The 19,010-nt window shown below is 73.6% G+C and carries 17 protein-coding genes; 7 read left to right on the forward strand and 10 right to left on the reverse strand.

What is annotated here, in order from left to right:
* Nucleotides 1-34: 34 nt before the first annotated feature.
* The 3 genes from ACFHW0_RS00370 to ACFHW0_RS00380 form a co-directional block, all read right to left on the reverse strand.
* Complete coding sequence (locus ACFHW0_RS00370) at nucleotides 35-943, reverse strand: hypothetical protein (RefSeq protein ID WP_416604663.1); 909 nt, start codon at nucleotides 941-943, stop codon at nucleotides 35-37.
* A gap of 162 nt (nucleotides 944-1,105) precedes the next feature.
* Nucleotides 1,106-2,776 (reverse strand): CocE/NonD family hydrolase, encoded by a 1,671-nt coding sequence (locus tag ACFHW0_RS00375; RefSeq protein ID WP_416604664.1) that lies wholly within the window; start codon nucleotides 2,774-2,776, stop codon nucleotides 1,106-1,108.
* Between the two features lie 4 nt (nucleotides 2,777-2,780).
* Complete coding sequence (locus tag ACFHW0_RS00380; RefSeq protein WP_121400657.1) at nucleotides 2,781-3,296, reverse strand: MarR family winged helix-turn-helix transcriptional regulator; 516 nt, start codon at nucleotides 3,294-3,296, stop codon at nucleotides 2,781-2,783.
* A gap of 169 nt (nucleotides 3,297-3,465) precedes the next feature.
* Here ACFHW0_RS00380 and ACFHW0_RS00385 point away from each other — a divergent pair, with 169 nt between their 5' ends.
* Nucleotides 3,466-5,595 (forward strand): MMPL family transporter, encoded by a 2,130-nt coding sequence (locus ACFHW0_RS00385; protein WP_416604666.1) that lies wholly within the window; start codon nucleotides 3,466-3,468, stop codon nucleotides 5,593-5,595.
* A 123-nt stretch (nucleotides 5,596-5,718) separates the two neighbouring features.
* Here ACFHW0_RS00385 and ACFHW0_RS00390 read toward each other — a convergent pair whose 3' ends face one another.
* On the reverse strand, nucleotides 5,719-6,783 hold the full coding sequence (locus tag ACFHW0_RS00390; protein ID WP_416604668.1) for a 12-oxophytodienoate reductase: 1,065 nt from the start codon (nucleotides 6,781-6,783) through the stop codon (nucleotides 5,719-5,721).
* A gap of 61 nt (nucleotides 6,784-6,844) precedes the next feature.
* Here ACFHW0_RS00390 and ACFHW0_RS00395 point away from each other — a divergent pair, with 61 nt between their 5' ends.
* A complete protein-coding gene (locus ACFHW0_RS00395) occupies nucleotides 6,845-7,186 on the forward strand; it encodes a MerR family transcriptional regulator (RefSeq protein ID WP_416604669.1) in 342 nt (113 codons plus the stop codon).
* Between the two features lie 166 nt (nucleotides 7,187-7,352).
* Here ACFHW0_RS00395 and ACFHW0_RS00400 read toward each other — a convergent pair whose 3' ends face one another.
* Nucleotides 7,353-8,750: a DedA family protein gene (locus tag ACFHW0_RS00400; RefSeq protein ID WP_416604671.1), complete on the reverse strand. Its 1,398-nt coding sequence runs from the start codon at nucleotides 8,748-8,750 to the stop codon at nucleotides 7,353-7,355.
* 135 nt (nucleotides 8,751-8,885) lie between these two features.
* Here ACFHW0_RS00400 and typA point away from each other — a divergent pair, with 135 nt between their 5' ends.
* Nucleotides 8,886-10,754 carry a translational GTPase TypA gene (typA, locus tag ACFHW0_RS00405; protein ID WP_416604672.1) on the forward strand — a complete coding sequence of 623 codons (1,869 nt, stop codon included), beginning with the start codon at nucleotides 8,886-8,888 and terminating at the stop codon, nucleotides 10,752-10,754.
* A gap of 79 nt (nucleotides 10,755-10,833) precedes the next feature.
* Here the strand turns inward: typA and ACFHW0_RS00410 are convergent, their stop codons facing one another.
* Complete coding sequence (locus tag ACFHW0_RS00410) at nucleotides 10,834-11,499, reverse strand: class I SAM-dependent methyltransferase (protein WP_416604673.1); 666 nt, start codon at nucleotides 11,497-11,499, stop codon at nucleotides 10,834-10,836.
* A 65-nt stretch (nucleotides 11,500-11,564) separates the two neighbouring features.
* On the opposite strand from ACFHW0_RS00410, the gene ACFHW0_RS00415 reads away from it, so the two are divergent.
* The gene (locus tag ACFHW0_RS00415; RefSeq protein ID WP_416604675.1) at nucleotides 11,565-12,428 is read left to right on the forward strand and encodes a serine hydrolase; all 864 of its coding nucleotides are present in this window, start codon (nucleotides 11,565-11,567) and stop codon (nucleotides 12,426-12,428) included.
* Nucleotides 12,429-12,432: 4 nt separating this feature from the next.
* On the opposite strand, the gene ACFHW0_RS00420 is transcribed toward ACFHW0_RS00415, so the two are convergent.
* Nucleotides 12,433-13,239, reverse strand: coding sequence for a tyrosine-protein phosphatase (locus ACFHW0_RS00420; protein WP_416604676.1), 807 nt, complete (start codon nucleotides 13,237-13,239; stop codon nucleotides 12,433-12,435).
* 45 nt (nucleotides 13,240-13,284) lie between these two features.
* Here ACFHW0_RS00420 and ACFHW0_RS00425 point away from each other — a divergent pair, with 45 nt between their 5' ends.
* Nucleotides 13,285-14,382, forward strand: a complete 1,098-nt coding sequence (locus ACFHW0_RS00425) for a mandelate racemase/muconate lactonizing enzyme family protein (protein ID WP_416604677.1) — start codon at nucleotides 13,285-13,287, stop codon at nucleotides 14,380-14,382.
* A 58-nt stretch (nucleotides 14,383-14,440) separates the two neighbouring features.
* A complete protein-coding gene (locus ACFHW0_RS00430) occupies nucleotides 14,441-15,358 on the forward strand; it encodes an NlpC/P60 family protein (protein ID WP_416604679.1) in 918 nt (305 codons plus the stop codon).
* 66 nt (nucleotides 15,359-15,424) lie between these two features.
* Here ACFHW0_RS00430 and ACFHW0_RS00435 read toward each other — a convergent pair whose 3' ends face one another.
* The 3 genes from ACFHW0_RS00435 to pnuC form a co-directional block, all read right to left on the reverse strand.
* Nucleotides 15,425-16,426, reverse strand: a complete 1,002-nt coding sequence (locus ACFHW0_RS00435; protein ID WP_416604680.1) for a TerC family protein — start codon at nucleotides 16,424-16,426, stop codon at nucleotides 15,425-15,427.
* 334 nt (nucleotides 16,427-16,760) lie between these two features.
* Nucleotides 16,761-17,876, reverse strand: coding sequence for an AAA family ATPase (locus tag ACFHW0_RS00440; protein WP_416604681.1), 1,116 nt, complete (start codon nucleotides 17,874-17,876; stop codon nucleotides 16,761-16,763).
* Entirely contained in the window at nucleotides 17,873-18,526 is a 654-nt protein-coding gene (gene pnuC, locus ACFHW0_RS00445; RefSeq protein WP_416604682.1) for a nicotinamide riboside transporter PnuC, read from the reverse strand. Before pnuC ends, ACFHW0_RS00440 begins: the two co-directional genes overlap by 4 nt.
* A 102-nt stretch (nucleotides 18,527-18,628) precedes the next feature.
* On the opposite strand from pnuC, the gene ACFHW0_RS00450 reads away from it, so the two are divergent.
* On the forward strand, nucleotides 18,629-18,922 hold the full coding sequence (locus tag ACFHW0_RS00450; RefSeq protein WP_334607336.1) for an antibiotic biosynthesis monooxygenase family protein: 294 nt from the start codon (nucleotides 18,629-18,631) through the stop codon (nucleotides 18,920-18,922).
* The last annotated feature ends 88 nt before the right edge of the window (nucleotides 18,923-19,010 follow it).

The following is a 19,010-nucleotide window of genomic DNA, read 5'->3' on the forward strand; positions in this document are numbered from 1 at the left end:
GGGCGCGCGCACCGGCCCGGCGGACGCGGCGCGGTCAGGCCGCCAGGCGGCGGGCCAGCTCGTCGGTGACCTGCTGGGCGATGGTGGGCGGGATCGCCTCCGCGATCTGTTCCGGCGAGAGACCGGCGAGCACACCGCTGATGATCGCCTGCTCGTCGCTGAAGTCACCCTCGGAGAGGGCCTTGACCTGGGCGACCAGCGCCGGGTAGCCGCGCGCCATTGCCAGCATGAGCATCAGCGGCGACTGTTCCATCGGCGGGCTCACCAGGCCCGTCGTTCCGACGGGCGAGATCAGCCAGTTGCGCAGGTTCGACAGGTCGGCGAGGACCTGACCGACGGTACGGGTGGCGACGTCGGTCTTGTACGCGAGTTGGTCGGTCTGCTCCATGGTGGGCTCCTCTTCGGGTGGGGCGATAAGCCCGATGGCGGTCAGGTAGCGGCGGAACAGCGGCGTCTGGTCACGGTTGGCCTTGGTCGAGTCGCGAAAGAAACTGAAGTGGGTGTGCCACAGGTGGGAGTTGTCCCCGCTCGTTCGTTTGCGCAGGCGGTCCCACCGTCGGACGACCTTGCCGTCCGGGGAGTAGATGATCTCCCGGATGTCGCGGCTGTCCGCGCTGTCCGCGGCGCACTGCTGGACACACCAGGTCGAGAAGCTCCGCAGATCGTGGGTCCGCCCGCCGACGCCGACCCGGAAGGAACCGACGTCGAGCGCGGACGCGTCGAGAGTGAGGCCGGACGAGTCCCGGGAGGACTCGACGACGGAGTAGTCCCGCGTCACGACCCGGTCGGAGCCGCAGTGGTAGCCGCCCCGGTGGGCGGGATCGCCGACGATGCCGACCTCGGCGGGTTCGAGGTCCTGGTCGCGGACGGTGTCGGGGTCGAGGTTGAGGTGCTCCAGCAGCAGGCGGCGGACGGCCAACAGGTTTTGCGGTGCCCGCGTCATGGGATTCCCCCTTGCGGATGGTCGGGGCCGGGCACGACAGTGACACCGCGTAGGCGGTGTGAGAGCCCCACAGTCAGGCCCGACCAAGTGGTGCACAGCGTCGGGCAGTGGCCCAACCATAGCCCCATCGATTGATGAATGCCCAGCTCAGAGCAGGTTTTTTCAGCTGGGGGAAACCTGTGGCGCCGGCGGCATGATCGGCAGGACCACAGCGGACGGACACTGTGGATCGTGCAGGATCTCCCGCCATCCGGCACGCAGGGTCACTGCCGTGCCCAGGGGCTCACCGGTGCCGGGGTTGCGCGCGTAGCGGGGATGGGCACCGCCGGAGACCTGTACCCGCAGCCGGTGCCCCGGCGCGAACCGGTGCGCCGTGGGCCAGAGCTCCACCGGCACGCGTACCACGCCGGCCGCGTCGGCGGGGAACCGGTCGGGCGTTACCCGGACCAGGCCGTCGCAGACGTTCCAGGACCGGCCGCGCCGGTCCACGTCGCACAGCCGCACGAAGACGTCCAGGTGGGACAGCTCGCTGCGCAGGTGGATCTCGGCGCGTACCGGACCGGCCACCTCCACCGGCGCGTCGAGCGGGGCGCTGGTGAAGGTGAGCACGTCGGGCCGGGCCTCGACCGGGCGGTTGTTTACCGGGCCGGCCCGCTGGGCGACCAGCAGCGGCCCGCCGAGCGAGGGCGTCGGGTCGGCCGGGTCGTAGTGGAAGCCGTCCGGCGCCGACGGGACCGGCGCGTCGGTGCTCAGCCCGCCCGCCGGGTGCAGGTGCCACGGGGTCGGCACCGCCGGGGGCGGCCAGTCGGGCAGGTCCCGCCAGCCGCCACCGGCACCGCCGACGTGCACCCGCACGGGGGCCGCACCGACCGACGCCTGCGGGCGCCGCCCGGCGAGGTGGGCGTCGAGGTGGTCCAGCCCGTCGCGCAGCGCGGCGAGGAGGAGCCCGGGGCTGCCGTGGGTCCACGGTCCGACGGTCAGCCGGGGACGGGCGCCGGTCGCGCGCAGCGCCGCGAAGTCGCGCAGTTGGGCCGGCAGGAAGATGTCGTGCCAGCCGCTCACCATCGCCACCGGCGCGTGGACCTCGGCGATCCGGTCGCCGAAGACGCGCGTACGCCAGTAGTCGGCGTCCGGGGTGTGGTGGCGCAGCCACTCCTGGAAGAACGGCACGGTCACGCCGGTGGCCACCCGGTCCGCCTCGACCAGCGGCAGGTGGGCCAGCGCCGCGACCAGCCGGGGCTGGCCGCGCTTGAGTTCCCACTGCCGGGCCAGCCACGGCACGGTCTGCGCCTGCAGCAGCTCGGCCCAGGTGAGCACGGTGTCCAGGGCGAAGGACTCCCCGGCGTACGTCGAGTCGCGGGTGCCCGAGGCGGTCACCACCGCGACCATCGCCCGCAACTCATCCCCGGCGTCGGCGGCCAGGGCCCACTGCACGAAGCCCTGGTAGCTGGCGCCGAACATGCCGAACGCGCCGGACCACCAGGGCTGGCGGCGCAGCCAGTCGAGGGTGTCGAGGCCGTCCTCGCGCTCGTGCACCAGCGGGGCGAAGGTGCCGCCGGAGCCGAACGTGCCGCGGCAGGACTGGATCACCACGTGGAAGCCGCGTTCGGCGACGAGCCGGCCGAGCAGCCGCACGGGTCCGCCCCGCCCGTACGGGGTGCGGATCAGCACCGTCGGCGCGCCGGGCAGGGCCGGGGCGTAGTGGTCGGTGCGCAGCGACACGCCGTCGCGGGCCCGCACCCCGATGCTGCGGGTGAGGGTGACCCGGCGGGTGCGCGCGGGCGGCAACCGCAGCGCGGCGGTGGCGAGGCGGGCTGCCAGCCGGTCGAGCACGACGTCAGCCGTTCGCGCGCCGGGCCGGCTCGTCGCGGGCGGCGCGCACCGCGTCGCGGTGCTCCCCCATCGAGGCGGTCATCGCGGTCATGAACCGGTGCACCACCTCCAGCTCGTCGTCGCTGAAGCCGGCCATCACGTCGTCGGTGCGCCGGCCCAGGGGCCGGAAGAACTCCATGGCCAGCGCGGCGCCCCGCTCGGCGTAGTGCAGGAAGACCTTGCGCCGGTCGGCGGTGTCGCGGTCGCGGCGGATGTGCCCGGCGCGTTCGAGCCGGTCGATCAGGGCGGTGACCGAGCCGGACGACAGGTTGAGCTGCTCGCCGAGGCGGCCGGGGGTGATCGGCCGGCCGACCAGTTCGGCGTCCATCACCGCGATCAGCGCCTGCAGGTCGGTGGCGTTGAGCCCGTGCAGGCCGGCGAAGGCGTGCCCGATGTGCTGCGCGTCGACCGAGTAGCGCCGCAGCTCGGTCCCGATCTCGGCGACCAGCCGCTCGCGGCGCGTGTCGCGCCGCCGGTACATGCCGTGACCTGCCACGTCGGTCGCCGCCTCCCGCCCTTCCGTTCCGGTTGCAGCATAACTCAGCAGTCGATAATCTCGTTTATCGAGATACTCGACCGTCGGTCCTTTGCGTCGTTCGCGAGGTCTGACCCGTCAGGGAAATCCGCCGAGAGACCGTGAAGGGCATCCGATGTCAGTGTTCACCCGCGTGGCGCGCGGACGGCTCGCCGCGTGGCTCACCGTGGTCGCCGCGATCGTCTTCGGGGCGGCCGTCTTCGCGCTGCCCAAGCCCGACAACCCCGCGCCCGTCTCCTCCACCGGCCTGTCGGTGGAGTGGCAGTCGACCCAGGTGGAGCGCCTCCAGGACCAGCTGCCCTCCCGCGACGTCCAGCCGGCGATCGTCGTCGTCAGCCGCGCCGACCGGGCGGCCCTCACCGAGGCCGACCGCGCGGCCCTGACCGGCCAGTCCGGTGACCTCGGCCGGTTCGCCGTCGGCGGTCGCGTCAGCCCGCCGCAGGTCTCCCCCGACGGCACCGTCGCGCTCGTCGTCGTGCCGCTGTCCACCGCCGGCGGGCAGGAGGAGACCGCAGGCCGGATCGACCAGCTCCGCGCGTCCCTGGACGACGTGCCGGCCGGGTTGAACGTGGAGGTCACCGGCGGGCCCGCGTTCGCCACCGACCTGACGAAGGTCTTCGACGGCGCCGACACCACGCTGCTCGCCGTCACCGCCGGCGTCGTGGCGCTGCTGCTGCTCGTCACCTACCGCAGCCCGTTCCTGTGGATAGTGCCGCTCGTCGTCGTCGCGGCGACGGAACAGCTCACGCTGCGCGCCCTCGACACGGTCGTCCCGGCCTTCGGCATCAACCTGCCCGGCGGCGCCGTCACCGGCATCGCCAGCGTCCTCGTCTTCGGCGCCGCCACCAACTACGCGCTGCTGCTCATCGCCCGCTACCGCGAGGAACTGCGCCGCGAGGAGGACCGCTTCGTGGCGATGCGCGCCGCGCAGCGGCGGGTCGCCGAGCCCATCCTCGCCAGCGGCTCCACCGTCGTCCTCGGCGTGCTCACCCTGCTGCTGTCGGAGCAGGAACTCAACCGCGCCCTCGCCGTGGCCTGCGCCACGGGCGTCGTCCTCGCCATGCTCTCGGCGCTGTTCGTCCTCCCGGCCGTCCTGGTGATCTTCGGGCGCGGCCTGTTCTGGCCGTTCGTGCCCCGGGTCGGCGGAGAGATCCGCGAGGGCCGGCTCTGGGGCCGGCTCGGCGCCGCGGTCGAGCGCCGTCCCGCGCCGGTCGCGTTGCTCGCGACCCTGCTGCTGGCCGGGCTCGCCCTCGGCGGGCTCGGCATCCGCACCGGCCTGTCGGAGACCGAGCAGTTCCGGGTCAAGCCGGAGGCGGTCGCCGGGGCGGAGACCCTCGCGCGGTCCTTCCCCGCCGGCACGACCCAGCCGGTCGCCGTCCTCACCACCCCCTCGGCGGTGCCGGCCGTCACGGACACCGCCGCCGGGATCCCCGGCGTCGCCTCCGCGCGTCCCGGCGAGGCGGGCGCCCAGGTCGCCCAGGTCGACGTCGTGCTGGAGGCCGAGCCCGGCACCGAGGCCGCGAACCGGGCCGTCGAGGCGCTGCGGGACGCGGTCGCGGCGGTCCCCGGCTCCGCCCCGCCCGCCGTCGAGGGCGCACCCGCGTTCGACGGCGCGGTGGTCGGCGGCGCCGTCGCCGCCACCTACGACGAGAACGAGGCCAACGGCAGGGACCTGCGGCTGATCCTGCCGATCATCCTACTGCTCGTCGGCGCGGTGCTGGTGCTGCTGCTGCGCGGCCTGGTCGCCCCGCTGCTGCTGGTGCTCACCGTGATCGCGTCGTTCTTCGCCAGCATCGGCGCGTCGTGGCTGCTCTTCGACCACGTGCTGGACATGCCGGCGCTCGACAGCGGCGTCCTGCTGCTGGCCTTCGTGTTCCTGGTGGCGCTCGGTGTGGACTACAACATCTTCCTCGTCACCCGGGCCCGCGAGGACGCGCGGCGCAGCGGCACCCGCGCCGGCATGCTCTCGGCCCTGCGGGTCACCGGCGGCGTCATCACCAGCGCCGGCGTCCTGCTCGCCGCGGTCTTCGCGGTCCTCGGCGTCCTGCCGCTGATCCTGCTGACCCAGATCGGGATCATCGTCTGCATCGGCGTCCTGCTGGACACCCTGCTCGTGCGGACGGTCCTGGTGCCGGCGCTGGCGTTCACGCTCGGCGACCGCTTCTGGTGGCCGGGACGGGTCAGGCGCGAGCCCGCCGGGGAAGAAGACGAAGCCGGACGCGAACCGGTCACCTCCCGGGACTGATCGGCCCTCGGAGGCGACGGGGGCCGTGGCGGCGACGCCACGGTCCCCGTCTGCCGTCACTCGAACGTCCACCGCGCCCATGAGCTGCCGAAACTCCAGGTCAGGCAGGCTCCGGCTGGAGTACTAGAAGTAGGTGTCCTCGTCGGCCTTGCGGTAGTTGTGGATCTCGTCAAGTCGGCCGGCTGCGGCGAGGGTCACCCACGCCGGGTTGCCGAGCAGGATGCGTCCGAGAGCGACGAGGTCGAATTCGCCGGCGTCGAGCCGGTGGAGCAGGTCGCGTAGAGCGCGGGAGCCGAGGAAGTCACGGGTCAGGCCGATCGAGCCGACGGTGATGGAGGGCAGGCCGGTGAGGTGCTTGGCCCAGCCGGCCAGATTGCGCGGCGAGCCGGGGAACGCCGGGTCGGCGAAGTTGCGCTGGGAAGCGTGCAGCACGTCGGCGCCGGCCGCGGCGAAGGCGTTGAGGATCACCGCCAGCTCGGCGGGTGACTCTGCGATCCGGGCGGCGTAGTCCCGCTCCTTGAAGTGGGAGAACCGCACGATGACCGGCATCTCGGCGGGGACCACCGTGCGGACCGCCCGGATCACCTCCGCCGGGAACGCGGAACGCCCGGCGGGCGACCCGCCGAAACGGTCGGTGCGGCGATTGGTGTACGGCCAGAGGAACTCGTCGAGCAGGTAGCCGTGCGCGGCGTGAATCTCCACGGCGTCGAAACCGGCCCGTACCGCCACACCGGCGGCGTCGGCATACGCGGCGAGCAGCACGTCGACGTCGGCGAGGGTCATAGCGTGGCTGTCGCCGGGCACGCCCGACGGGGTCCACGCCGCGATCCCGTCCACCGGTTCGCGTGCGCTGCCGAGATGCCACAGCTGCGCGGCGATCCGGCCGCCGACGGCGTGCACCTCGTCGGTCACCCGCCGCCAGCCTTCCTCCGCCGCTCCGGCGGTCATCCGCGGCACGCTCGTCTCGTGCCCGGCGCTGGAATGCCCGACGAGCGCCCCCTCGCTGATGACCAGACCGATGCCGTTGTCGGCCCGGCGCCGGTAGTAGGCAGCGACCTCGGGTGTCGGCACACCGTCGGGCGATCGGAACCGGGTCATCGGCGCCATTACGAAGCGGCTGTTCAGCGGCAGGCCGGCAAGCGTCGTCGGTTCGAGCAGGGAACCCAGTGGGCTCGTCGTCGTGGTCATGCCGGTACGCTAAAACCTGACATTGACGTCAAGGGCAAGTCCTGTGACGAGGGAGACAACGATGCGCATCGGCGACCTGGCCACGGCGACCGGCGCGAGCGCCCGATCGCTGCGCTACTACGAGGAACAGAGGCTACTCGCCAGTGAGCGCAGCGCCGGCGGGCAACGGCACTATCCCGAGTCGGCGGTCGAGCGCGTCACGCTCATCCAGTCCCTGCTCGCCGCCGGCCTGTCCAGCAGCACCATCCGCGACGTGTTGCCGTGCATCACCGAGGAGGCGGTCCGCACGCCCTGGCTGGCCGAACGGTTGCGCTCGGAGCTCAGCCGGGTCGAGGACCAGATCAGCTCTCTGCACCGGACCCGCACCATCCTGGCCGGCCTGGTCGAACACTACGCCGTTTGACCCCACCGACGCCCCCGACGGCCGGGGGACGAACGCCAGCCAGCGCTGATCAATCACGCATCCTGCACCAGAGCCCGTTCAGACGTTTCGCCACTGGCATCCGGGCCGACACCGGCCACGTTCTCGGGATCGACGAGCTTCACATCGAGCACGATGCTGTCCTGCCTCAGGCGTCCGCGCGCAGCGCCACCGGCGCCGGTTCCGCCGCGTCGTCGCCCACCGCCCTGTCGCGGGTGGCCCAGGCGACCACGAACAACGCCGTCCAGGCCACCCCCAGCAGCACCGCCGTGGCGCTGCCGCTGGCGGTGCTCAGCCCCAGGTATAGGCGGGCGCCGACGATGCCGACCACCCCGGCCGCCGCGGCCGTCCAGGCGGCCACCGCCACCGGCCAGCGCGCCCGTCGGGACAGCAGCCAGGCCAGGGTGCAGAGGCTGGCCGCCACCACGGCGTTCTGCGTCGGGAACAGGGCGGCGTTCCGGCCGTCCGGCCCGCCCGCCGTCGGCCCGGCCAGGTCGACCACCACGGCCAGCACCACCAGCGGCACGAACGCCCCGACCGTGCCGACCACGCTGAGCAGGTCCGCCCGCCAGGGCCGGTGCCGCCAGGCCAGCACCGCCGCGACGACGGCCACCAGCACGATCAGGGTCGAGCCGCGCAGCGCCGAGACCACCGCGAGCGTGACGTCGACCGCCCCGGGCGTACGCCGGTCGGCGAACCAGTCGGCGATCGCGCCGTCGAGCACCGCCAGGCCGCTGTGCCGGACCACCGCCCCGAGCACCCAGGCGATGGCGAGCCCGGCCAGAAAGAGCAGCAGCAGGCCCGCGACCAGGTTGATCAGCAGCGTCCAGGCCGGCCCGACGTGCATGGCGAGCAGGAAGAACAGCACCCCGTACCGGCCGCTGAGCCAGCGCACCGGCCGCAGCCCCGCCGCCCGCGACGCCAGCGCCCGCGCCGGATCCGGGTTGCGGCCCAGCCACCGCCCCGCCAGCACCACCGCCACCAGCGCGGCCACCAGCACCAGTACCGCGCCGGTGGCCCGCCCGAGCAGCCGGGAGACCGTCTCGTACGACTCGCCGGCCAGGTTGCCCACGAGCACCGAGCCGCCCACCCAGGTCACCACCCCGGCCAGGTTCCACGGCGCGAACCGCCGGTACGGCATCCCGGCCGCCCCGGCCAGCCGGGGCACCAGGGTGCGGGCGAAGGCCACCCAGCGGGCGGTGAGCACCCCACGCCCGCCCAGCCGGCCGAGCATCGCGTCCGCCCGGCTCCACCGCTCGTGACCCACCCGCGCGCCCAGCCGGCCGGCACGCAACCGGGGCCCGTGCCGCCGGCCCGCCCGGTACGCCAGTGTGTCGCCGATCACTGCTGCAAGGATCATCACCAGCAGCGCCGGTACGAGCCGCAGCGTCCCCGCGTACGCTAGGAAGCCGACCAGCAACAGGGTCGCCTCGCCCGGCACCAGCAGACCGAAGATCACGGCGGTCTCCCCCGCGACGACAATCGCGGCGATCACATAGATCAGCAGGGGCGGCAGGCCCTGCAGCAGGGTCAGCAGGTCGTGCATCGGGCCCCCATTCCCACGGGGGTCAGCATGCCAGGCGCTGAAACGGTCGGAACATCAGTTTCGGCAGAGATCCGGGTCATTCGCGGGTAGACCCCGACGCGTGCCCCGGCAACCGCAGACAGGAGTATGGAGGGTATGCAGCTTCGCACCGACCTCCGCAACGTCGCCATCATCGCCCACGTCGACCACGGTAAGACGACCCTGGTCGACGCCATGTTGCGGCAGGCCGGCGCCTACGGCGCCCGCGGCGAGGTAACCGAACGGGTCATGGACTCGATGGACCTCGAACGGGAAAAGGGCATCACCATCCTGGCCAAGAACACCGGCGTGCGTTACCTGCCGGCCGACGGCTCCGACCCGGTGACCATCAACATCATCGACACCCCCGGCCACGCCGACTTCGGCGGCGAGGTCGAGCGCGGCCTGACCATGGTCGACGGGGTGGTGCTGCTGGTGGACGCCAGCGAGGGCCCCCTGCCGCAGACCCGGTTCGTGCTCCGCAAGGCGCTCAAGGCGCGCATGCCGATCATCCTGGTGATCAACAAGGTCGACCGCCCCGACGCCCGGATCAAGGAGGTCGTGGACGACACCTACGAGCTCTTCCTCGACCTGGACGCCGACGAGGAGCAGATCGACTTCCCGATCGTCTACGCCTGCGCCCGCGACGGCATCGCCTCGCTGACCCAGCCCGCCGACGGCGCGGTCCCCGACGACAGCACCAGCCTGGAGCCGTTGTTCCGCACCCTGCTGGACACCATCCCGCCGCCCGCGTACGACCCGGAGGCGCCACTGCAGGCGCACGTCACCAACCTCGACGCCTCCCCGTTCCTCGGCCGGCTGGCGCTGTGCCGGGTGCGGCAGGGCACCATCAGCAAGGGTCAGACGGTGGCCTGGTGCCGCACCGACGGCAGCACCCAGCGGGTCCGCATCTCCGAGCTGCTGATGACCGAGGGCCTGGAGCGCAAGCCGGCCGACTCGGCGGGCCCCGGCGACATCATCGCCGTCGCCGGCATCCCCGAGATCATGATCGGTGAGACCCTGGCCGACGCGGAGGACCCGCGCCCGCTGCCGCTGATCACCGTCGACGAGCCGGCTATCTCGATGACCATCGGCACCAACACCTCGCCGCTGGTCGGCCGGGTCAAGGGCGCCAAGGTCACCGCACGGATGGTCAAGGACCGGCTCGACAAGGAGCTGGTCGGCAACGTGTCGCTGCGGGTGCTGCCCACCGAGCGCCCCGACGCGTGGGAGGTGCAGGGCCGTGGCGAGCTGGCGCTGGCCATCCTGGTCGAGCAGATGCGCCGTGAGTCCTTCGAGCTGACCGTCGGCAAGCCGCAGGTCGTCACCAAGGAGATCGACGGCAAGACCTGCGAGCCCGTCGAGCGGCTGACCATCGACGCCCCCGAGGAGTACCTGGGCGCGATCACCCAGCTGCTGGCGACCCGCAAGGGCCGGATGGAGCAGCTGGTCAACCACGGCACCGGCTGGATCCGGATGGAGTGGCTGGTCCCGGCCCGGGGCCTGATCGGCTTCCGCACCGAGTTCCTCACCGACACCCGGGGCACCGGCATCCTGCACCACGTCTTCGAGTCGTACGAGCCGTGGTTCGGCGAGCTGCGCACCCGCAACAACGGCTCCCTGGTCGCCGACCGGGCCGGCGCCGTGACGTCGTTCGCGATGATCAACCTTCAGGAGCGCGGCCAGCTCTTCGTCGAGCCGACCACCGAGGTGTACGAGGGCATGATCGTCGGGGAGAACTCCCGCTCCGACGACATGGACGTCAACATCACCAAGGAGAAGAAGCTCACCAACATGCGCGCGTCGACCTCCGACGAGACCGAGAAGCTGATCCCGCCGCGCAAGCTGTCGCTGGAGCAGGCCCTCGAGTTCTGCCGCGAGGACGAGTGCGTCGAGGTCACCCCGGCCGCGATCCGGATCCGCAAGGTGGTGCTCGACCAGACCACCCGGGGCCGGGCCGCCGCCCGCCGCAAGCACGCCGGCTGACGTACGACCGCAGCCGCCCCCGGAGCCCGGACCGCCCCGCGCGGTCCGGGCTCCGCCCGTTCCGGCCCCGCGGCAGCGGTCAGGCGGGACGGGTGGCGAGGAAGGCGAACAGGTCGGGCACCGGACCGGGACCGGCCTCGGCCGTGCGGACCAGGGTCAGGCCGGCGTCGGTGACCGCGTTGAGCAGGTCGGCCAGCGGCACGTGCCACGCGCCGACGCGCACCCGCACCCCGTGCGGCGCCCACGCGCGGAAGCTGCGCTCCCGCCCGGCGTAGCCGCCGTCGATCACGATCCGCTGCGGGTCGGAGCGGTCGGCGAACGCCCCGATGAAGCACGGGTGCACCCCCACGTGGACGAACCGCCCGCCCGGCGCGAGCACCCGCGCGGCCTCGGCGACCACCGCCGCGTAGTCGGGCACGTCGGTGTGGGCCAGCACGCACGCCACCGCCGGCACCGAGGCGTCGGCCACCGGCAGCGCCGCCGCGTCGGCGCGGGCCACCGGCAGGCGCGGCCGGGCGTGCCGCAGCTGCCCGGCGGACAGGTCGACCCCGACCGGGTCCCAGCCCAGCCGGCGCAGCTCCGCCGCTTGGAGGCCGGTGCCGCAGCACAGGTCGAGGCAGCGGCCGGGGCCGGGGCCGAGCAGGTCGCCGAGCCGGGCGCGGACCCGGGTCATGTAGTCGCTGGACGTGTCGGTGGCGAACGCCTCGTACCAGTCGGCGTGCGCGTCGTAGGCGGCAACCGTCATCCCCGCACGCTACGACCGATCGCCCCGGCCCGCCGCCCCGTCGGCGATCCGTTACGGTCAGCCGCATGACCTGGGACGAGCTCGACGCCCATCTGGACGGGGTGCCCGGCACCGTGTCGGCGTACGTGGGGCGGGTCGGCGCCACCCCCACCTGGACGCGGCACCCCGACGCGACCCACTACGCGGCCAGCACCATGAAGGCGGCGGTGCTCGTCGCGCTGCACCGCGCCGCCGAGGCCGGCACGCTCGACCTGGACGCGCCGGTGCCGGTGCGCAACGAGTTCGACTCGGCGCTGCCCGGCGCGCCCCGGTTCTCCTGCGCCCGGCACTACGACAACGACGAGGCCGTCTGGGAGCGGCTCGGCGACGGCGCGCCGCTGCGCTGGCTCGCCCACCGGATGATCGTCCGCTCCAGCAACCTCGCCACCAACCTGGTCATCGGCCACGTCGGGCTGCCGGCGGTGGCACGGGTGTGGGACCTCGCCGGGGCCCGGCACAGCGTCACCGGCCGGGGCATCGAGGACTTCGCGGCCCGCGAGGCGGGCGTCACCAACCTCGTCACCGCCGCCGACCTGGCCGCGTTGCTCGGCGCGCTGGCCGCCGGCGTGGGCACCCCCGGCCCGCTGGCCTCGCCGGCCGGCTGCGCCGCCATGCTCGACGTGCTGTTCGCCCAGGAACACCGCGAGGACCTGGCCGCCGGGCTGCCCGAGGGCACCCGCATCGCGCACAAGAACGGCTGGGTGCGCGGCGTGCGCCACGGCGCCGGGGTGGTCTTCCCCGACGACGCGCCGCCGTACGCCGTCGTCGTCTGCACCACCACCGACCTCGCTGACGGCGGCCCCGGCGGCGAGGAGGACGACGACGCCTGCCGGCTGATCGCGCGGGTGTCCGCCGCCGCCTGGAACGCCCGCCGCGACCTGCGACCCTGAGGCCTCACTCCAGCAGCTGCCCCCGCAGCGCCGCCACCACGTCGTCGGTCACCCCGAGCCCGTCGCGCAGGTACGCCCCGAACGACCCGTGCACCCGGCGCACCTCCGCGTACGCGGCGTCCAGGTACTCCTCGCGCACCTCCAGCACCGGGCGCACCGCCTCGACGTCCAGCCCCGGCATCCGCCGCCGCATCGCCTCCAGCAGGACCTCCCGCAGGCTCTCGGTCAGCCGGTTGTTCGCCAGGTAGTCCGCCCGGATCGCCGCCTCGTCCACGCCGAGCGCGCTGAGCAGCAACACCGTCAACCAGCCCGTACGGTCCTTCCCCGCCGAGCAGTGGTAGACCAGCGGCAGGTTCTCCGCCCGGGCCGCCAGCCGCACCGCCGTGCCGAAGTTCGCCCGCGCCGACTCGCCGCTGACGAACCAGCGGTAGATGGCCGCCATCGCCGCCGGGGTGCCCTGCTCCGCCAGGGCCTCGTACGCGCCCAGGTCGTGCCCGAGCAGCACCGCCGAGACGTACGTGAAGACGGGGTGCTCGGCGTCGTGCACCGGCAGGTGCACCACCCGCGGCTCCCCGGTGAGCCGGTCCGGCGGGGCGACCGCCGTCTCCGAGTGGTCCCGCAGGTCGACCACGCAGGCCGGGCCGAGCTTGGCCAGCACCGGCAGGTCCTCGTCGGTCAGCCGACCCAGCGCCGGGGTGCGGATCAGCACCCCGGGACGCACCCTCCGGCCGTCGGCGCCGACGAGGCCGCCGAGGTCCCGCGCGTTCGGCGCGCCCACCAACTCCCAGTCCTGCTCACTTCGTTCGCTCATGCCGGCCTCCCCTTCGCCTGCTCGTGCCCGTATAGGGTGCCGCACATGACGATCGCCGCGGTACGCACCCACCGGCTCTCCGCCCCCCTGCACACGCCGTTCGTCACCGCGCTGCGCCGCACCACCACCGTGGAGACCCTGATGGTGGAGGTGGTCGATGCCGACGGCCGGTCCGGCTTCGGCGAGGCACCGCAGGTGTGGCAGGTGACCGGGGCGTCGGTCGCCGGTTCCGAGGCGTGCGTCCGCGAGCTGCTCGGCCCGGCGCTCACCGGCCGCGACGCCGACGACCTGGTGGCCCGCTGCACCGAGGTGCAACGGGCGGTCGTCGGCAACGAGGCGGCCAAGGCGGCCGTCGACGTCGCGTTGCACGACCTGGCCGCGCGGCGGCTCGGCGTACCGCTGGTGCGGCTGCTCGGGGGCACCGCCCTGCGGGTGCCCACGGACGTCACGCTCGCCGCGGGCGATGCGGTGGACCTGGCGGCGGCGGCCCGGCAGCGGCGGGCGGAGGGCTTCGGCGTGCTCAAGCTGAAGGTGGGCACCGACGCCGCCGGCGACCTGGAGCGGGTCCGCGCGGTGCGTTCCGCCGTCGGCGACGGGGTCCGCATCCGGCTGGACGCCAACCAGGGCTGGACCCCGCGCGAGGCGGTCCGGGTGATCCGTGGCATCGAGGACGCCGGGCTCGACGTGGAACTGGTCGAGCAGCCGGTCGCCCGCTGGGACCTGGACGGGCTGGCCTGGGTCAGCGACCGGGTGGACGTGCCGATCCTCGCCGACGAGGCGGTCTTCGGCGTGCGCGACCTGGTCGAGGTGATCCGCCGCCGGGCCGCCGACATGGTCAACGTCAAGCTCGCCAAGTGCGGCGGCCTGCATCCGGCCCGGACGCTGCTCGACCTCGCCGCCGCGCACGGCCTCGGCACCGTCGTCGGGTCGATGATGGAGACCCAGGTGGGCATCGGCGCCGCCGCGAGCCTGGTCGGCGCCTACGGCACCACCGCCGTGGCCGACCTGGACGCCGCCTGGTGGCTGGCCTGGTCGCCGGTGCGCGGCGGCCTGCGGTACGACGGCGCGACCGTCGTGCTGCCGGACGCGCCGGGCCTCGGCATCAGCTCCGTGACTGAAGTAAAGATGCAGACTACTGGTTGATGCCCGTCGGAAACTTTCATATGGTCGCGGGGACGATCGGCGCGAGCTGGGGGTGGACGTGGAGCTGCAACCGGGCCGGGAGGCCGTGGTCCGGGTCGCGGTCGCGACCCTCTGGAGCTGCCCCGAGGCGGTACGCCCCGTCGACGGCCCCGCCCTGGCCACGCGTACCGACATCGCCGCCTGGATCTCCGGCATGGACACCGACCAGCAGGTCGGCGACTGTGTGCTGAGCCAGCTGCTGCTCGGCGAGCGGGTGCTGGTCACCGAGCTGCGCCCGGACGGCTGGGTCCACGTGGTGGCGGTCGAGCAGCCGGCTCCCCGGCTGCACCCGCGCGGCTACCCCGGCTGGCTGCCCACCGAGCAGCTCGCCCCGGTCGCCGGCACCCCCGACGCCGACCCGCTCGTGGTCGACGCCACCGTCACCGCGCTGCGCGACGCGCCGGGCGGCGCCGAGGTGCTTCCCGGGGTGATCCTGGGCACCCGGCTGATCCCGGCCGGGCCGGCGGTCGACGGCTGGCAACCGGTGCACGCGCCGGGCCACTCCGCGCCGCTCTGGCTGCCCGACGCCGACGCGGTGCCGGTGCCCACCACACCCCCGTCGGCCGCCGAGGTGCTGGCCGTCGCGCAGCGCCTGGTCGACGTCGTCTACATCTGGGGCGGGGTGTCGGCGCACGGCATCGACTGCTCCGGCCTGGTCCACCTGGCCTGGCGGCGGCTCGGCGTGCTGCTCCCGCGCGACGCCAGCGACCAGGCGACGGTGACCACGCCGGTGCCGCTGGGCGCGGAACGCCCCGGCGACCTCTACTTCTTCGCCCGGCCCGGACGCCGGATCCACCACATCGGGATCGTCACCGCCGAGCCGCGCCCCGGCGACGACCGGCGGATGCTGCACGCCTGCTACCTGCGGCGCCGGGTGCTGGAGGAGCGGCTGCCCGACGAGCGCACCGCCACCCTGGTCGGCGCGCACCGCGTCTGACCGCGTACGGCACGAGAGGGGGCGCTCCCGGTCGGGAGCGCCCCCTCTCGTCGCGTCGCGTACGACTCAGTGGCGGGCGTCGGTCAGCACCCGCCGCCGGTCGCGGGAGGACTTGACCAGGCTGGCCACGGTGGCCACCGCGAGGGTGCCGAGGATGATCGTCAGTGAGAGCCAGATCGGGATGTGCGGGGCCCAGGAGACGTGCTCGCCGCCGTTGATGAACGGCAGCTTGTTGTCCGCGAGGGCCTCCAGCACCAGCTTGACGCCGATGAAGCCGAGCACCACGGCCAGGCCGTAGCTGAGGTAGATCAGGCGGTTGAGCAGGCCACCGAGCAGGAAGTAGAGCTGCCGCAGGCCCATCAGCGCGAAGACGTTGGCGGTGAAGACCAGGTACGGCTCCTGGGTGATGCCGAAGATCGCCGGAATCGAGTCGAGCGCGAAGATCAGGTCGGTGGTGCCGATGGCGATCATGACGATCAGCATCGGGGTGAAGATCCGCTTGCCCTTCACCGTGTGGGTGGTCAGCCTGGCGCCGTCGTAGTCCCGGGAGATCGGCAGCGCCTTGCGGCTCCACCGGATCAGCAGGTTCTCGGAGAACTCGTCCTCGTCGGGCTCGCCCTGCCGGGCGAGGTTGATCGCCGTGTAGATGAGGAACGCACCGAAGATGTAGAACACGAAGGAGAACTGGGAGATCAGCGCCGCGCCGGCCGCGATGAAACCGCCCCGCATGACCAGGGCCAGCACGATGCCGACGAGCAGCACCTTCTGCTGGTACTGCCGGGGCACGCCGAAGCGGGCCATGATGATCACGAAGACGAACAGGTTGTCGACCGAGAGGCTGTATTCCGTCAGCCAGCCGGTGTAGAACTGCCCGGCGGCGCTGGCCCCGGAGGTGAGCCAGAGGCCGGCGCCGAAGATCAGGGCCAGGGCGACGTAGAAGCCGACCCAGAGGCTCGACTCACGCACGCTGGGCTCGTGCGGCCGCCGACCGACGATCAGCAGATCCACGAGCAGGATCCCGGTCAGGGCGACGAGCGTCCCCGCCCAGACCAGTCCGGACACGTCCAAGGTTCATTCCTCCGGCAGACACGCAACGACGGGCACACCGTACGCCCTCGGTGGACGCGGTGTGCCGGCGACGCTGACTCTGGTGACTGTCGGAGGTCTCTTCCGTCGCCGTCCCCGAGGGGGCGGCGACCGACGGGCCGGGTCGCGCATCCAGGATCGGCGCTCGACCGTGCTGACGACTCCGTCGCGGGGGAATACTCCCCTCCTCGCCCGTCATTCTTGCCCACCGCCGCCAGCGACCGCATCCCGGGTCGTGAGTGTCCTTCCACACCCCCGCCCATCGATGCCGGTCGGCGGCGGGCATCGAGACCGGCCGCACCGCCTGTAGGGCATCCTAGGAGGCTAGGTGCTCCTGGTCGGCGGCGACCAGCGGGTCGGCCAACGGCCAACCGGCCGCGAGCAGGGCGTCGCAGGCGGCCACCGCGAGCGCCAGTCGCCGCCGGTGCAGGCCGGTCAGCTCGACCACCGGCACCCCGCAGCCGGCCAGTTCCGCCCGGAGGCGCCCCGTCATCCACGCCCGCAGGTGCTCGCCGTCGCGCAGCCCGTCGTCGTCGAAGGGCACCCCGACGTGGTCGGTCAGCAGGTACAGCGCGGGACGCCGGGCCGCCGCGCGCACCCGCGCCGACGTCGACCCCAGGTACCGCTCCTCCCAGACGGCGGTGGCCCGCGCGTCCGTGTCGCAGAGCAGCAGCGGTCCGCACGACCTCGCCGCGGCGTCCTCCGCCGCCTGCTGTTCCCGGACCACCTCGGCGAAGTCGTCGCGGTCCCAGGCCACGTCGAAGACCGTGGCCGCCGGGTCCCGCCGGCGCAGCCGGGCCAGCTTCCGCGCGGTCAGCTCCCGGCCGTACTCCGGGACCCAGCGGGTGCCGTAGTGCGCGGCGAGGGCGGCGGCCATCGTGGTGGTGCCGGTCGACTCCGCGCCGAGGACCACCACCCGCCGGACGAACCACGCCCGCACCGGCGCGCTGAGCCGGTCCCAGTGGCCCGCCGGATCCGCGCGCACCGCCGTCCCCGACACGGGCACGCCGCGCCGCCCCGGGTCCACGCAGACCGACACCGCGTCGAACCGCCGGGCCAGCTCCTCGCCGTACGCCTCCGAGGAGAAGACGGCGTCCACCGGCGCCCCGCCCAGCGCCTCCCGGAAGACCGCGCAGTGCAGGTCCCAGGCCGCCGGGTCGGCGTAGTCCACCGGGTGGTCGTCGTAGCGGCCGACGAAGCGGACCCACGGGGTCGCCGCGTGCACCTCGCGCAGCCAGTCCAGCCGCAGCGCGAGCGGTATCGACTCGCGTCGGGACGGCGCCACCACCACGGTGACGGCCGCGCAGCGGGCGGCGGCGGCCTCGATCAGCGCGTGGTGGCCCGCGTGCGGCGGATAGAACTTGCCCACCACCATCGCGTGCCGGAACTCCGGCGCCGCCGGCCCGCCGCCGGGGCCCGCCGCCCCGGTCACGCCGCCGCCGGCGCCGGGCCCGGGGGGACCGGGGTCGGGGCGGTGCCACGCCGCAGGTCCGCCCGCCACTCGCGCAGGCCGAGCACGCAGAGCCCGAGGAAGATCACGTAGAGGGCCGCGGTGAGGTACAGGCCCTTGTAGGCGTACAGCGGGATGTAGACCAGGTCGGCGGCGATCCACAGCCACCAGCTCTCCACCCGCTTGCGGGTCTGCCCGTACGTCGCCAGCAGCGACAGCGCGGTGGTCAGCGCGTCCGGCAGCGGCACGGTGGAGTCGGTGGCCCGGTCCAGCAGCGCCCAGAGCCCGCCGGTCAGCACCACGCCCGCCGCCGCCAGCGCCCACCACTCCCGGCGGCCCGTTCGGCCGACCGTGAGCCGGGTGCGCCGCTCGCCGCCGTACAGCCACGCCCACCAGCCGTACAGGCCCAGGCCGACGTAGACGACCTGGAGGCCGGCGTCGGCATAGAGGCCGGCCGTCCAGAACAGCAGCATCAGCAGCAGCACGTTGGCGATGCCGACCGGCCAGTTGGCGATCCGCTGCCGGGCCACCAGCCAGACGTTGAGCACCCCGGTGGCGAAGCCCAGCAGCTCCGCCCAGGTGGTGCCGGTGCCGGCCATGGTGAACGCCGTGCCGGTCAGCCAGTCGATCATTCGCCTCCCCCTTTTCCGCGCGCCCACCCTAGATCCGCCCGGCCTGCGGGAACAGGCCCCCGCGGCGCCCGGCCCGCACGGCGGCGTGAAAGGCTTCCGGGCATGGTGCTTGAGGTCGCGCTCATCGACGTACTGCCGGGACATGAGGACGAGTTCGCCGCCGCGTACGCCAAGGGGCATCCGGTGCTCGCCGGCACGCCCGGCTGCCGGTCGGTGCGGATGACCCGGGGCGTCGAGTCCCCGAGCCGGTTCGTGCTGCTGGTCGAGTGGGACTCGGTCGAGGCGCACAACGACAACTTCCGCGCCACCGAGCGCTTCGCGCAGTGGCGGGCGCTGATCGGCCCGCACTTCGCCAACCCGCCGCTGGTCGAGCACTTCGTGGACGTGCCGGCCTGAGCTGTCGTACCCCTGCCCTAGGGTGCGCCGTGCACGCGACGGCCGCCGGTCCCGACGGGCTCGGGGGCGCCGGGCCCGGTTGCCGCGC

It is taken from the genome of Micromonospora sp. LOL_025, from assembly GCF_048060285.1.
Taxonomy (GTDB): Bacteria; Actinomycetota; Actinomycetes; order Mycobacteriales; family Micromonosporaceae; genus Micromonospora.

Bases quoted from the DNA above. Each gene is read 5' to 3' on its own strand.
- ACFHW0_RS00370 (WP_416604663.1), bottom strand. From the start codon at position 943: ATGACGCGGGCACCGCAAAACCTGTTGGCCGTCCGCCGCCTGCTGCTG.
- ACFHW0_RS00380 (WP_121400657.1), bottom strand. From the start codon at position 3,296: ATGTACCGGCGGCGCGACACGCGCCGCGAGCGGCTGGTCGCCGAGATC.
- ACFHW0_RS00385 (WP_416604666.1), top strand. From the start codon at position 3,466: ATGTCAGTGTTCACCCGCGTGGCGCGCGGACGGCTCGCCGCGTGGCTC.
- ACFHW0_RS00390 (WP_416604668.1), bottom strand. From the start codon at position 6,783: ATGACCACGACGACGAGCCCACTGGGTTCCCTGCTCGAACCGACGACG.
- ACFHW0_RS00395 (WP_416604669.1), top strand. From the start codon at position 6,845: ATGCGCATCGGCGACCTGGCCACGGCGACCGGCGCGAGCGCCCGATCG.
- ACFHW0_RS00400 (WP_416604671.1), bottom strand. From the start codon at position 8,750: ATGCACGACCTGCTGACCCTGCTGCAGGGCCTGCCGCCCCTGCTGATC.
- typA (WP_416604672.1), top strand. From the start codon at position 8,886: ATGCAGCTTCGCACCGACCTCCGCAACGTCGCCATCATCGCCCACGTC.
- ACFHW0_RS00410 (WP_416604673.1), bottom strand. From the start codon at position 11,499: ATGACGGTTGCCGCCTACGACGCGCACGCCGACTGGTACGAGGCGTTC.
- ACFHW0_RS00415 (WP_416604675.1), top strand. From the start codon at position 11,565: ATGACCTGGGACGAGCTCGACGCCCATCTGGACGGGGTGCCCGGCACC.
- ACFHW0_RS00420 (WP_416604676.1), bottom strand. From the start codon at position 13,239: ATGAGCGAACGAAGTGAGCAGGACTGGGAGTTGGTGGGCGCGCCGAAC.
- ACFHW0_RS00425 (WP_416604677.1), top strand. From the start codon at position 13,285: ATGACGATCGCCGCGGTACGCACCCACCGGCTCTCCGCCCCCCTGCAC.
- pnuC (WP_416604682.1), bottom strand. From the start codon at position 18,526: ATGATCGACTGGCTGACCGGCACGGCGTTCACCATGGCCGGCACCGGC.
- ACFHW0_RS00450 (WP_334607336.1), top strand. From the start codon at position 18,629: ATGGTGCTTGAGGTCGCGCTCATCGACGTACTGCCGGGACATGAGGAC.